The organism is Actinomadura chokoriensis (assembly GCF_041463665.1).
GTDB classification, from domain to species: domain Bacteria; phylum Actinomycetota; class Actinomycetes; order Streptosporangiales; family Streptosporangiaceae; genus Spirillospora; species Spirillospora chokoriensis_A.
This window is the reverse complement of record NZ_JAXCEJ010000002.1, coordinates 32,753-45,428: the sequence shown is the minus strand read 5'-3', so window position 1 is coordinate 45,428 and position 12,676 is coordinate 32,753. Positions and strand designations below refer to the sequence as shown.

Sequence of the window (12,676 nt, the reverse complement as noted above, 5' to 3'; positions counted from 1 at the left end):
ATTGTCGACAATTTGCAATCTAAGTGCCCCCGGCACCGATGTCCAGGGGCGTCGCCGCTCCGCCGGCCGTTACGGCCGGGTGGCGCGGAGCCGGTGGATGGAGTCGGTCATGTGCTCCTCGATGAGCACGAGCAGCCGCTCCTCCTCGCCGTCGCCGATCGCGTCGACGAGCCGGCGGTGCTCCTCGACGAGGTCGGACGGCTCGGGGTAGGTGTCCTGCAGGGCGTTCAGGCACATCCGGGTCTCCACCAGCAGGGTGTGCGCCATCCGCTCCAGCCGGGGGCTCCCGGACGAGCTGACCAGCACCTCGTGGAACGCCTGGTCGGCGTCGCTCATCGCGACCCGGTCGCGCTGCCGCGCGGCGTCCACGAGCGCTTCGAGGGCCTCGGTCAGCCGGGCCACCGCCTCGCCCCGGTTCCGCGCCATGATCAGCCGGCACGCCTCCCGCTCGATCGCCAGCCGGGCGAGGTAGACGTCCTCGACGTCCCCCTCGTCCAGCGTGATCACGAACAGCCCGCGGTGCGGCTCGCTGACCAGGAGCCCCTCCTGGACGAGCCGCTGCATCGCCTCGCGCAGCGGGCCGCGGCTGATGCCGAGGCGCCCGGCGAGCTCGGCCTCGCCGAGCTGCGCGCCGGGCTCCAGCGACCCGTACATGATCGCCGAGCGCAGCTCGTCCGACACGATCTCGACGGTCGACTTGCGGGGGACGGGTTCCAGCTCACCCAATCGGCCCATGTCGCGGGCCCCTTTCGTCATAGCTGCCAGGTATGTCGTCCCTGCCCGGCCCCGGCGGGGCCGGCGGAGACGTCGGCGGGGACGGCGAACAGCCGGCCCAGCCCGGTGCGCGGCGTGAGCCCCCCGGGACCGGACGCGAGCCGCAGCCCCTCCCACACGCTCACCTGGTTGGCGGTCAGGACCGGCTTGCCGACCCGTGCCTCCAGTTCGTCCAGCCAGGACACGGTGTGCAGCGCGGTGTCGGGCACCAGCACGGCCTCGGCGTCCGGATGGTCGTTGGCCGCGACGAAGGCGAGCACCTCGTCGCGCCCGAGGGTGCCGACCTCGGCGGCGGTCACGATGCCCCGGCAGGACAGCGCCACCACCTCGATGCCGGCGTGGGCGAGGAACGCGACGAACCGCTCGGCGACGTCGGCCGGGTAGGTCGCGGCGACCGCGACCCTGGTCAGGCCGAGCGCCCGCGCCGCGTGCACGAACGCGAACGACGTGCTGGACGCGGGCACGCCCGCGGCCTCGCGGACGCCCGCGACCTGCTCCGCGGCGCCCTCCCAGCCGAACACGAAGCTGCCGCTGGTGCAGGCCCAGACGGCGGACCGGACGCCCATACGGCGCAGTGCGCGCGCGCCCTCGCCGAGGACGTCGGCGCCCCCGATGTCGAGCAGCGCGTCCACGCGGTGGGCGTCCTCGCGCATCAGGGTGTGCACGACCGGGAGGCTGACCTCACCCGGCCCGGAACCTCGCAGGGCGCGTTCGATGGCGGGGTAGTCGGCCTCGGCGCTGTACCCCGGATACAGGAACCCGGCGCTCACCACGTTCTGCGGCATGTCACCGCCAACCCTACCTTCGCTGATCATGGACCCCATTCCCGTCAGGCCGCCGTGGACGGGGCGAGCTGCGCCAGCGACTGCCCGGGACCGGCCGCGCTGCGGCCCATCGCGCGCAGCGCCGAGCACATCGTCACCTGGTTGGCGGTCAGCACCGGCTTGGCGATCATCCGCTCCAGCGGCGCGATGATGTCGTACGTCGGCACGTTCGTGCAGCTGATGAAGACGGCCTCGGCCTCGGGGACGTCCACCGTCGACACCGCCGACACGATCTCGCCGTAGCCGACCTTCCAGATGTGGCTGAGCAGTCCCATCCCGACCGACGACACGACCTCGATCCCGTACTCGCCGAGGAAGGACACGAGCCGGTCGGTGACCGCGTCTATGTACGGGGTGACGACCGCGATCCGCGAGACGTTGAGCAGCCGCAGCGACTCCACCAGCGCGCCCGAGGTCGTCGTGGACACGGGAGCGCCGGCCGACATCATCGACTGGTGCAGTTCCAGCTCGCCCGCCTTGCCGCGGATGAAGCTGCCGGACGCGCAGGCGTAGGCGACCGCGAGCGGCTCGGGGGCGAGGACGTCCCGGGTCGCCTGCCGGACGATCGACTGGTCCGACAGCGCGGACGCCATCTCCACGGTGACGGGGACCGGGACGTAGGGGAGCCGGGTCATGAACAACGACACGTCATCGGGCGTCCACCGCCACAGCTCGCGGTCGAGGGCGAAGTCGAACGGCGCGACCACTCCGATGCCGTGCTGGGCGAGCAGCTCGGGGCCGACGACCAGCGTGGGGTCGAATGCCATCTGCGAGGCCACCGCTCTAGGACTCGGCGCGGCTGTAGACGAGGCGTTCGCCGACCCCGCCGGATCGCCAGACGTCGTTGCACGCCTCCGCCATCCGGTCGAGCCCGTCGACGATCGTCGCGTACACGTTGCCGGGCACCCACCCGACGTCACCGTTGAGCAGCAGGTTGTTGCGGCCGTAGAAGATGGCGAGGTCGATGACGCCGGGCAGCGCGTGGATGTTCTTCTCCTCCTTGAACTTCCGGTCGAGCATGCCGCCCTGGAAGGAGAAGTAGACGACGTCGCCGGGGATCGGGGTGACGGTGGGGTTCTCAAGGCCGACCTCGTCCTCGGAGAACCGTTCGACCATCGTGTACACCTCGTTGCGGGCGTACTTGGCGTGGTACGCGTCGCCTCCGAGGGGCAGGGCGCGCCATACCGCCTCGCAGGTCCGCGGCGCGTCCTTCTCCAGCAGCTCCGCGACGCATGACACGCCGCGACGCTCCAGGGTGATGGTCATGAGCTTGGGCATGCTGGACCTCCCCGTGAACAGGGGTGGGCGAGAGCGTCGCCACCCGAAGGACTCTCCATGTTTGTGGGGCAACCCCCACACACCCCCCGGAAGGGGTTGTGTTAGAGCGCTCTGGGATCCGTCCTGGCCTGTGCTTGGGCAATGGTTGCGACGGTCTTGCAGCACACGTCCCAGTGCGGTGAGCTGGCAAACAGTACACCGCGCTGATTGTTGACAATCCTACGAACGCTTCCTAGCGTGTCAATGCCTCCCTGAGTTGCCTTCTTGTAAACTCCGCACACCCCGGAAGTGACGCCGATGGAGCCTGGTCAGCACGCGCCCGGTGGGCCGCCCCGCGTGGTGGTGCTCGTGGGGGACGTCGAGCCGCGCGGTATGGCCGAGGCCGAACGCCTCGCGCGCGTCCGGTACGTGCGGGAATCGGAGCTGGCAGAGGCCCTTCCGGGTTCCGACGCGCTCTTCATGTGGGACTTCCTGTCGGACGCGCTCGCGGCCGCGTGGCCGTCCGAGGGCGGGCCCGGCTGGGTGCACGTCGCGAGCGCCGGCGTCGACCGGCTGCTCTTCCCCGCCCTCGTCGACGGCGACACAGTTGTCACCAATTCGCGAGGCGTCTTCGACGAGCCGATCGCCGAGTACGTCCTCGGCCTCGTGCTCGCCTTCGCCAAGGACCTGCACACCACGTTCCGGCTGCAGGCCGAGCGCCGCTGGCGGCACCGCGAGACCGAGCGGATCACCGGCGCCCGCGCGCTCGTCGTCGGCACGGGGCCGATCGGCCGCGCCATCGGCCGCCGCCTCGCCGCCGCCGGGCTGGCCGTCACCGGCGCCGGCCGCACCGCCCGCGACGCCGATCCCGACCTCGGCACCGTCGTCCCGATGGAGCGGCTGGACGAGGCGCTCGCCGAGGCCGACTACGTGGTGCTCGCGGCGCCGCTCACCCCGCAGACCCGCGGCATGATCGACGCGCGGGCGCTGGACCGGATGCGCCCGTCCGCGCGGCTGGTCAACGTGGGCCGCGGCGCGCTGGTCGCCGAACCCGACCTCGTCAAGGTGCTGCGCGACGGCCGGATCGCGGGCGCCGCGCTGGACGTCTTCGAGGACGAGCCGCTGCCGCCGTCCTCCCCGTTCTGGGAGATGCCGAACGTCGTCGTCTCCCCGCACATGTCCGGCGACGTGGCGGGCTGGCGCGACGAGCTCGTCCGGCTGTTCGTCGACAACCTCGGCCGCTACGCGTCCGGCCGCCCGCTGCGCAACATCGTGGACAAGCGGCTCGGGTACGTGGGCCCACATCGCCGAGCCGGTTCAGACCAGAGGGGGTAGCCATGGCCGACGCGGCCGACCTGACCGCGACCGAACTGCTGGCGGAGTACGAGGCCGGGACGCTCTCCCCGGTCGAGGCGGCCGAGGCCGTCCTCGCCCGGATCGCACGCGAGGACCCGAAGCTCAACGCGTTCTGCCTCGTCGACGAGGAGACCACGCTCGACATGGCGCGCGCCGCCGCCGACCGCCGGCGGCGCGGCGCGACGCTCGGCCCGCTGGACGGCGTGCCCGTCTCCATCAAGGACGTCTTCCTCACCCGCGGCTGGCCCACGCTGCGCGGCTCCACGACGATCGACCCGGCGGGCCCGTGGGACGAGGACTCCCCGGCCGTCGCGCGGCTCCGCGAGCAGGGCGCGGTGTTCGCCGGCAAGACCACCACGCCGGAGTTCGCGTGGAAGGGCGTCACCGACAACCCGCTCACCGGCGTCACCCGCAACCCGTGGGACACCTCCCGCACGCCGGGCGGGTCGTCCGGCGGCGCGGCGGCGGCCGTCGCGGCGGGCATGGCGCCGCTCGCGCTCGGCACCGACGGCGGCGGCTCGGTGCGCATTCCCGCCGCCTTCACCGGCACGTTCACGATCAAGCCGACGTACGGCCGCATCCCGCACTACCCGGCGAGCCCGTTCGGGACGCTCGCGCACACCGGCCCCATGACGAACACTGTCGCGGACGCGGCGCTGCTGCTGGACGCGGTGTGCGGCCCCGACGGCCGCGACTGGTCGGCGCTGCCGCCGCCGGACGTTCCGTTCGCCGACGGCGGCCCGGACGACCTGACCGGCCTGCGCGTCGCGTTCAGCCCCGACCTCGGGTTCGCCGAGGTCGACCCGGAGATCGCGGCGTCCGTGGCCGCCGCCGCCGAGTTCTTCACCGAGCTCGGCGCGAAGGTCGAGCAGGCCGATCCGGGGCTCGGCGGCGACCCGGTCGAGGAGTTCGAGGTCCTCTGGTTCGCGGGCGCCGCCAAGGTGATCGAGCATCTGTCCCCGGCGGCCCGGGCACGGCTCGACCCGGGCCTCCGGGAGATCTGCGAGCAGGGCGCGCTGTACTCGGCCGTCGAGTACCTCACCGCGACCGCCCGCCGGATGGAGCTCGGCCGCATCATGGGCGTCTTCCACGAGCGGTACGACCTGCTGCTCACCCCGACGATGCCGATCGCCGCGTTCGAGGCGGGCCGGGAGGTCCCGGAGGGCTCGCCGTCCCCGCGCTGGACGAGCTGGACCCCGTTCACCTATCCGTTCAACATGACCCAGCAGCCGGCCGCGAACCTGCCGTGCGGCTTCACCGCGGACGGGCTGCCCATCGGCCTCCAGGTGGTCGGCGCCCGGCACGCCGACGCCCTGGTCATGACCGCATGCGCGGCTTACGAGCGGGCGCGTCCCTGGCGCGGGCGGCGGCCGTGACGGTGATTCGTCCTAGGTGATCCGCCCTAGGCGATCCGCTCTAGGCGATCCGCTCTACGGGAAGGTGATGACCGCGCGCCGTCCCGACCTACTCGGTCTCGGTCTGCTCCAGCTCCGCGCGCCGGCGCTTGTCGGCGCGGCGCTTGCGCCGCTTCACCCCGACGCCGCCCCAGAACGCGAGCCCCTTCACCACGACGGTGGGCGAGCCCGGCGCGCCGGGACCGCTCGCCCGCTGGTCGAAGCCGCCCATGATGCCGAGGCCCTTGACGTGCACGGTGATGTCGTCCGGCACGATGATGTCGAACCCGCCCATGATCGCGAAGGCGCGGATCGTCACGGTCTCCTCGTCGAACCGGGCCTCGCGCAGGTCGATCTTCCCGCCGCCCCAGAACGCGAACGCGGTGAACTTGCGCGGCACGTTCCACACGCCGGTCCGGCTGAACCCGCTCATGATCCCGACGCCGATCCGCCAGGACGGCGCGCCCCTCACCGGCCGCCAGTCCGCCCCGGTGAGCGGCGCGGCCGGCGCGGACGCGCCCGGTGCGGGCAGGTCGCGGGTGAGCGGCGCGAGCTCCCCGTAGGTCTTCGCCGCGAAGACCGCGTCCAGCCGCTCGTCCAGCTCGTCCAGCGTCAGCCGCCCGTCGCCGGCCGCGTCGCGCAGCACCTGCGCGACCCGTTCCCGGTCGGCGTCACCGGCCCGCATCTCCGGCGCCGAGGGCGTTCCGGACGGCTCGGGGAGGTTCGTCATGGACGCAGCCTAAACCGCCCCCGCCCGGTCCGGCGACCGGCCCGAGCCAGAAGATCAGGCCGGTTCGAGGCGGACGACGACGGACTTGGACGTGGGCGTGTTGCTCACCTCGGCGGTGCTGTCGAGAGGGACGAGGACGTTCGTCTCCGGGAAGTAGGCCGCCGTGCAGCCGGGCGCCGTCGGGTAGGAGATGACGCGGAAGCCGGCGGCTCGGCGCTCGGTGCCGTCCGACCACTCGGAGACGAGGTCGACCGTGGCGCCGTCGGCGATCCCGAGGCCGGACAGGTCGGCCGGGTTGACGAACACGACGCGCCGCCCCGCCTTGACGCCCCGGTAGCGGTCGTCGAGGCCGTAGATGGTGGTGTTGTACTGGTCGTGGCTGCGGACGGTCTGCAGCAGCAGCCGCCCCTCCGGGACCCGCAGCACCTCCAGCTCGTTCACCGTCAGGTTGGCCTTGCCGGTCGCGGTCGGGAACCTGCGCTCGTCGCGGGGCGCGTGGGGGAGCGTGAAGCCGCCCTCCCGGATCCGCGCGTTGTAGTCGGTGAAACCGGGGACGACGCGGGAGACGTGGTCGCGGATCACGTCGTAGTCGCGCTCCATCGCCTCCCAGCCGATGCGCGAGCCGGGGAGCGCCGCTCTCGCGAGGCGGCACACGATCGAGACCTCCGACAGCAGGTGGCGCGATGCCGGGGCGAGCCGGCCCCGCGACGCGTGCACCATGCCCATGGAGTCCTCGACGGACACGAACTGCGCCCCGGACTCCTGCTCGTCGCGTTCGGTGCGGCCGAGCGCCGGCAGGATCAGCGCCAGCTCGCCGGTCACCGCGTGCGAGCGGTTCAGCTTCGTGGACACCTGCGCGGTCAGCCGGCAGCGCCGCAGCGCCGCCTCGGTGACCGCCGAGTCGGGGGTGGCGCGGACGAAGTTGCCGCCCATGCCGAGGAACACACGGGCCCGGCCGTCGCGCATGGCGCGGATCGCCTCCACGGTGTCCAGCCCGTGCTCGCGCGGCGGCTCGAAGCCGAACTCGGCGGCGAGCGCGTCCAGGAACGCGGGCTTCGGCCTCTCCCAGATGCCCATCGTCCGGTCGCCCTGCACGTTGGAGTGGCCGCGGACCGGGCAGACGCCCGCGCCGGGGCGGCCGATGTTGCCGCGCAGCAGCAGGAAGTTGACGATCTCCCGGATCGTCGGCACCGAGTTGCGGTGCTGGGTGAGGCCCATCGCCCAGCAGACGATGATCCGCTTCGCGGCGAGGACGTCGCCGAGCGTCGCGGCGATCTCGCCGCGGGTCAGCCCGGTCGCCTCCAGCACGTCGTCCCAGTCCAGGTCGAGGACGTGCTCGCGGAAGGCGTCGAACCCGTGCGCGTGCGCGGCGAGGAACTCGCGGTCGAGGGCGCCGGGATCGTCGGTTTCGAGCAGCATCCGGTTGAGCGCCTGGAACAGCGCGAGGTCGCCGTTCAGCCGGATCTGCAGGAACCGGTCGGCGAGAACCGTGCCCTGGCCCGTCACTCCGGACGGGCGCTGCGGGTTCTTGAACCGCATCAGCCCCGCCTCGGGCAGCGGGTTCACCGCGACGATCCGGGCGCCGTGCCGCTTGGCCTCCTCCAGCGCCGACAGCATCCGCGGATGGTTCGTGCCCGGGTTCTGGCCGACGACGAAGATCAGGTCTGCCCGGCCGAGGTCCTCCAGCAGGACCGAGCCCTTCCCGATGCCGATCGTCTCGCTCAGCGCCGACCCGGACGACTCGTGGCACATGTTGCTGCAGTCCGGCATGTTGTTGGTGCCGAACGCTCGCGCGAACAGCTGGTAGGCGAACGCGGCCTCGTTGCTGGTCCGGCCCGAGGTGTAGAAGACGGCCTCGTCCGGCGAGCCGAGGGCGTTCAGCTCGGACGCCAGCAGCCCGAACGCGTCGTCCCACCCGATCGGCTCGTAGTGCTCGGACCCGGCGCGCTTCACCATCGGCTCGGAGAGCCGCCCCTGCTGCCCGAGCCAGTGGTCGGACCGCTCGGCGAGCTCGGCGAGCGTGTGCCGGGCGAAGAACTCGCGCGTGACGCGCCGCCGCGTCGCCTCCTCCGCGACGGCCTTGGCGCCGTTCTCGCAGAACTCGGCGACGTGCCGGCGGTCGCCTTCCGGCCACGCGCACCCCGGGCAGTCGAAGCCCTCCTTCTGGTTGACGCGCAGCAGCGTCAGCGCCGTCCGCCGGACGCCCATCTGCGCCTGCGCCTGGCGCAGCGCGGCGGTGACCCCCGGTACGCCCGCCGCCCACGTCTTCGGCTTCGTGACTTCGAGCCCCGAATCGTCGAAGTCACCGGTGGGCGCCTTGCGCGGCATAGGGAACACATCCTCGTGGTCGGCGGCTCCCTCCACTTTCGCACGCGGGACGCCTTTTTCGAGGGCGGGTCTATCTGGGGCGAGCCTCTACTGTGGCGGGCCTTCCTCCAGACGGAGAGTGGTTCCCGTGCGAGTGCCCTGGCGGTTCGTCCATTCGATGCGGACGACGTCGCCGGGGTGGTGGGAGAGCATCACGGACGTGAGGGTGGACGGGGAGTCCACGATCTTGTCGCCGAGGGCGACGATGACGGCGCCGACCGGGATACCGGCGGTCTCGGCGGGCGAGCCGGGGACGACCTCGGCGACGAGCGCGCCGGGGGAGCGGCCGTTGGGGCGGACCCTGACGCCGAGCATGGCCGTCCGGCCGATGTGCACGGTCGAGGACGCCTCGCCGCGCTGGATCTGGCGGACGATCTCCAGCGCCCGGTCGGACGGGACGGCGTAGCCGCGGTGGTCCTTCTTCGGCTTGGTCCCCCGCGTCGAGAACCCGAGGGACGCCGCGGTGTTGATGCCGATGACCTTCCCGCCGGTGTTGAGGAGGGGGCCGCCGGAGTCGCCCGGCTTGATCGGCGCGTTGGTCTCGATCAGCCCGGTGAGCCGCTCGGAGGTGCCGCTGCTGTCGTCACGGGCGGTGACGGACTGATCCAGCGCGGTGACCTTGCCGGTGACGACGGCGGGAGCCCCGCCCTTGCCGCCCGCGTTGCCGACGGCGGTCACCACGTCGCCGACGTTCACCGCGGACGCGGAGGCGAACGCGGCCGCCTTCAGCCGGGCCGCGCCGGTCAGCCGGATCACCGCGATGTCGCTCGCCTGGTCGTAGCCGACGACCTCCGCCGGGTAGCTGCGGCGGTTGTCGGTGTTCGTCCCCTTGATCGCGGTGGCGCCCTTGATCACGTGGTTGTTGGTCAGCACCAGGCCGCCCGCGGTGAGCACGATGCCCGTCCCGGCGGCGCGGGTGCCGCTCAGCTCCTGCTCGGTCTCGATGTTGACCACGCCCGGCCGGCGCCCGCTGGGCTTGGCCTGCTTGGTCGCGGTGGGCTCGACGACCGGCGGGGCCCCCTCGGGCCCGCCGGTCTCGGTCACGCGGCAGCCCGGGACGAGGAGGGCCAGCAGTGCGACCAGCAGCATCGGTATCGCGGCACGGACGCCGCGGCTCACGCGGTACTCGCTCACCTCGGTGCCTCCTCCCGCTGATTCTCTCCATGATTCCCGATTCAGGGGAATTAGTCCGGAATGTGGAGGAGGTGCCGCCGCGGTGCCGGTCAGCGGGTGAAGTGGCGCCTGGGGTTGCCGACCAGCATCTGGTCGAGCTGCGCCTCGGAGACCCCCGCGGCGCGCAGCGCGGGCAGGACCTCGTCGCTGATGTGCCGGTAGTGCCAGTTCGGCTGCATCGCCGGGACCGTCGCCGGATCGGGGCCGAACCAGTCGATGAAGCAGCTCGCGTCGTGGCTGAGGACGATCCGGTCGGCGTACCCGCGCTCGCACAGCGCCGCGATGGTGGCGACCCGGTTCTCGGTCGGGTTGAGGAGGTCGAGGCCGAACCGGTCCATGCCGAGGATCGCCCCGGTGTCGGCCAGTTCCATCAGGTAGTCGAGGTCGTTGCTGTCGCCCGCGTGCCCGATGACGACCTTGGCGAGGTCCACGCCCTCCTCGCCGAGCACGCCCACGACCGTCCGGCCCGCGTGGATCGAGCTGTCGGTGTGCACGGTGACCGGCGCGCCCGTCTCCCGGTGCGTCCCGGCGACGGCCCGCAGGATGCGCTCGACCGCCGGGGTGAGGCCCGGCGCGTCCACGGCGCACTTGAGGAACGCGGCCTTCACCCCGGTGCCGGCGATGCCCTCGGTCAGGTCGCGGACGAAGTCGGCGATCATCGGGTCCGGGCCCCGGTCCAGCATCGTGCCGGGCCCCCGGAAGCGGAACTGGAACGGGATGTCGTGGTAGGTGTAGATCCCCGTCGCGACGATGATGTTGAGCTCGGGGACCTGCTCGGCGATCCGCTGGATGCGCGGGATGTAGCGGCCGAGCCCCCACACGGTCGGGTCGGCGATCGTGGTGATGCCGCGGCCGGCCAGCTCGCGGAGCTTGCCGACGGCGTCGGCGACCTTCTCCTCCTCGTCCCACCAGTCGCCCGCGCCGTAGTTCTCGACGTTCTCGGTGCCGAGGACGAAGACGTGCTCGTGCATGAGCGTGCGTCCGAGGGCGGTGACGTCGATGGGGCCGCGGACGGTCTCCACTACGGGCATCGGCTCTCCTCGGGGCTCCCCGCCGCCGGTGCATACCGACTGGTCGGTTTCTGGCAAGCTAAGACGCGGGACGCACCCGCGTCAATGCTCCGCTCCGAAGGGAGGTGCCGAGGTTGGCGGACACGCCACCGGTGCCGGAGTCGACGGCGCCCGTCCGGCGCAGCGAGGTCGAGCGGCGGATCCTGGACGCCGCGCTCCGGCTCTTCGCCGAGCACGGCTTCGACGGCACGTCCGTGCAGGGCATCGTCGCGGCGGCCGAGGTCACCAAGGGCGCCCTCTACCACTACTTCGACTCAAAGGACGATCTTCTCTACGAGATCTACCACTCGCTGATCGCCCGGCAGCTCGCCGACCTCGGCGCCGTGCTGGCCCGCGGCCTGCCGCCGCGCGAGGCCGTCCGCGCGGTGCTGACCGGGCTGATCCGCAGCACGGCGGAGCACATCGACGAGGCGAAGGTGTTCTCCCGCGACAAGGACCGGCTGGACGACGCCCGGATGCGCGCCGTCCGCGCCGACCGCCGCCGCTACCACACGACGTTCCGCGGCCTCGTCGAGCAGGGCCAGCGGGAGGGCGTGTTCGGCGCCGCCACGCCCGCCGAGACCGTGACCATCGTCGCGCTCGGCATGGTCAACCAGATGCCGTCCTGGTACCGCCCGGACGGCCCGAAGACCGCGGCGCAACTGGCGGACGAGGTCGCGGGCTTCATCCTGGACGCCCTGGATCAGCGCCGCGTCTGAAGGCGCAGGGCGGCGTCGCGCACGTCGGCCAGTTCGGCGTCCCAGTCGCCCGGCGGGGACAGCGGCGCCAGGACGAACTTCGACAGCCCCGCCTCGACGAGCCGGCCGAGATGCGCCTCCAGGCCGTCGAGGTCGGGCACGACGTCCTTGAGCGGAGCGGGCCCGCTGATCCGCCGCACACGGGCGAACCGGGCCTCCGCGTCGTCGGACAGCGGCCCGCGCCGGTAGGGCACGACGGCGCCGAAGTGCTCGTCCTCGATCTCGCGCCCCGCGCCCGCCGCCGCCTCCTGGACGATCAGCCGCCCCCGCTCGCCCTCGGCCGGGGTGGTGAAGGCGGCCAGCCAGCCGTCCGACAGCCGGCCGGTGCGGCGCAGCTCAGGCTCGGACGTCCCGCCCATCCACACGTCGAACCCCCGCGCGGCCGGTTTCGGCAGGACGCGCAGCGCCTCGTAGCGGAACCGGGGGCCGTCATGGGTGACCTCGTCCTCGGCCCAGAACCGGCGCAGCAGCGGCAGCGCCTCCTCGAAGATCGCGGCCCGTTCCTCTCGCCGGACCCCGAACGCCTGCTGCTCGCCCGCGTGCCGCTGCCCGAGCCCGAACGCGGGCAGCAGCCGCCCGCCCGACAGCACGTCCAGCGAGGCCAGCTCCTTGGCGAGGACGGCGGGGGAGCGCCCGGGGAGCGTCATCACGGCGGTGCCGAACTTGATCCGGGACGTCAGCGCCGCCGCGTAGGTGAGGAGCACCACGGGGTCGAGCGCGGGTCCGGTGACCCGCTCGGAGACCCACAGGGAGTCGAACCCCTCGCGTTCCAGGCCGAGTGCGAGCGCGGTCAGCGCTTCGGGGCCGAGGGCGGCAGCCGCCGGGGCCATGCCGATACGAATGATCACTCGTCGACCGTACGCGGCGTCAGTTCTGTGACGCAACCTTCGGATGCCGGGTGGCGGCCGCGGTGACGGCGACGGCCAGGACCGCGAGGAGGGCGATCGACAGCGCCATCGGGACGGCGGTGTCCGGGCGTCAGCGCGCCGAGCAC

Annotated in this window: 12 protein-coding genes; 3 read left to right on the top strand and 9 right to left on the bottom strand. The window is 72.6% G+C overall.

The window, feature by feature from the left end:
- Positions 1-69: 69 nt before the first annotated feature.
- From SM418_RS03580 to SM418_RS03565, 4 genes are read right to left on the bottom strand one after another with little or no spacing between them, the layout of a single operon-like run.
- Positions 70-735, bottom strand: coding sequence for a GntR family transcriptional regulator (locus SM418_RS03580; protein WP_371939053.1), 666 nt, complete (start codon positions 733-735; stop codon positions 70-72).
- Positions 736-752: 17 nt separating this feature from the next.
- Positions 753-1,547 carry a maleate cis-trans isomerase family protein gene (locus SM418_RS03575; protein WP_371939651.1) on the bottom strand — a complete coding sequence of 265 codons (795 nt, stop codon included), beginning with the start codon at positions 1,545-1,547 and terminating at the stop codon, positions 753-755.
- A gap of 56 nt (positions 1,548-1,603) precedes the next feature.
- Positions 1,604-2,365, bottom strand: a complete 762-nt coding sequence (locus tag SM418_RS03570) for a maleate cis-trans isomerase family protein (RefSeq protein ID WP_371939052.1) — start codon at positions 2,363-2,365, stop codon at positions 1,604-1,606.
- 16 nt (positions 2,366-2,381) lie between these two features.
- A complete protein-coding gene (locus SM418_RS03565; protein WP_371939650.1) occupies positions 2,382-2,864 on the bottom strand; it encodes a DUF3830 family protein in 483 nt (160 codons plus the stop codon).
- A gap of 309 nt (positions 2,865-3,173) precedes the next feature.
- On the opposite strand from SM418_RS03565, the gene SM418_RS03560 reads away from it, so the two are divergent.
- Together SM418_RS03560 and SM418_RS03555 are read left to right on the top strand one after the other, a co-directional pair.
- Positions 3,174-4,190 carry a D-2-hydroxyacid dehydrogenase gene (locus SM418_RS03560; RefSeq protein WP_371939051.1) on the top strand — a complete coding sequence of 339 codons (1,017 nt, stop codon included), beginning with the start codon at positions 3,174-3,176 and terminating at the stop codon, positions 4,188-4,190.
- A gap of 2 nt (positions 4,191-4,192) precedes the next feature.
- Positions 4,193-5,587 carry an amidase gene (locus SM418_RS03555; RefSeq protein ID WP_371939050.1) on the top strand — a complete coding sequence of 465 codons (1,395 nt, stop codon included), beginning with the start codon at positions 4,193-4,195 and terminating at the stop codon, positions 5,585-5,587.
- An 88-nt stretch (positions 5,588-5,675) separates the two neighbouring features.
- Here the strand turns inward: SM418_RS03555 and SM418_RS03550 are convergent, their stop codons facing one another.
- The 4 genes from SM418_RS03550 to SM418_RS03535 all read right to left on the bottom strand — a co-directional run bounded on the left by SM418_RS03550 (position 5,676) and on the right by SM418_RS03535 (position 10,906).
- Positions 5,676-6,335, bottom strand: a complete 660-nt coding sequence (locus tag SM418_RS03550; protein ID WP_371939049.1) for a DUF1707 SHOCT-like domain-containing protein — start codon at positions 6,333-6,335, stop codon at positions 5,676-5,678.
- A gap of 54 nt (positions 6,336-6,389) precedes the next feature.
- Positions 6,390-8,663, bottom strand: coding sequence for an FdhF/YdeP family oxidoreductase (locus tag SM418_RS03545; RefSeq protein ID WP_371939048.1), 2,274 nt, complete (start codon positions 8,661-8,663; stop codon positions 6,390-6,392).
- A gap of 87 nt (positions 8,664-8,750) precedes the next feature.
- On the bottom strand, positions 8,751-9,836 hold the full coding sequence (locus SM418_RS03540) for a S1C family serine protease (protein ID WP_371939047.1): 1,086 nt from the start codon (positions 9,834-9,836) through the stop codon (positions 8,751-8,753).
- 89 nt (positions 9,837-9,925) lie between these two features.
- Positions 9,926-10,906 carry a phosphotriesterase family protein gene (locus SM418_RS03535; RefSeq protein ID WP_371939046.1) on the bottom strand — a complete coding sequence of 327 codons (981 nt, stop codon included), beginning with the start codon at positions 10,904-10,906 and terminating at the stop codon, positions 9,926-9,928.
- A 113-nt stretch (positions 10,907-11,019) separates the two neighbouring features.
- Here SM418_RS03535 and SM418_RS03530 point away from each other — a divergent pair, with 113 nt between their 5' ends.
- The gene (locus SM418_RS03530) at positions 11,020-11,643 is read left to right on the top strand and encodes a TetR/AcrR family transcriptional regulator (protein WP_371939045.1); all 624 of its coding nucleotides are present in this window, start codon (positions 11,020-11,022) and stop codon (positions 11,641-11,643) included.
- Here SM418_RS03530 and SM418_RS03525 read toward each other — a convergent pair.
- The gene (locus tag SM418_RS03525) at positions 11,628-12,530 is read right to left on the bottom strand and encodes an LLM class flavin-dependent oxidoreductase (protein WP_371939044.1); all 903 of its coding nucleotides are present in this window, start codon (positions 12,528-12,530) and stop codon (positions 11,628-11,630) included. The two genes, SM418_RS03530 and SM418_RS03525, sit on opposite strands and share 16 nt — an antisense overlap.
- Positions 12,531-12,676 lie beyond the last annotated feature (146 nt).

Excerpts from the sequence above, each read along its gene's own strand:
- SM418_RS03580 (WP_371939053.1), bottom strand. The coding sequence starts at position 735 with ATGGGCCGATTGGGTGAGCTGGAACCCGTCCCCCGCAAGTCGACCGTC.
- SM418_RS03550 (WP_371939049.1), bottom strand. The coding sequence starts at position 6,335 with ATGACGAACCTCCCCGAGCCGTCCGGAACGCCCTCGGCGCCGGAGATG.
- SM418_RS03535 (WP_371939046.1), bottom strand. The coding sequence starts at position 10,906 with ATGCCCGTAGTGGAGACCGTCCGCGGCCCCATCGACGTCACCGCCCTC.
- SM418_RS03545 (WP_371939048.1), bottom strand. The coding sequence starts at position 8,663 with ATGCCGCGCAAGGCGCCCACCGGTGACTTCGACGATTCGGGGCTCGAA.
- SM418_RS03565 (WP_371939650.1), bottom strand. The coding sequence starts at position 2,864 with ATGACCATCACCCTGGAGCGTCGCGGCGTGTCATGCGTCGCGGAGCTG.
- SM418_RS03570 (WP_371939052.1), bottom strand. The coding sequence starts at position 2,365 with ATGGCATTCGACCCCACGCTGGTCGTCGGCCCCGAGCTGCTCGCCCAG.
- SM418_RS03560 (WP_371939051.1), top strand. The coding sequence starts at position 3,174 with ATGGAGCCTGGTCAGCACGCGCCCGGTGGGCCGCCCCGCGTGGTGGTG.
- SM418_RS03555 (WP_371939050.1), top strand. The coding sequence starts at position 4,193 with ATGGCCGACGCGGCCGACCTGACCGCGACCGAACTGCTGGCGGAGTAC.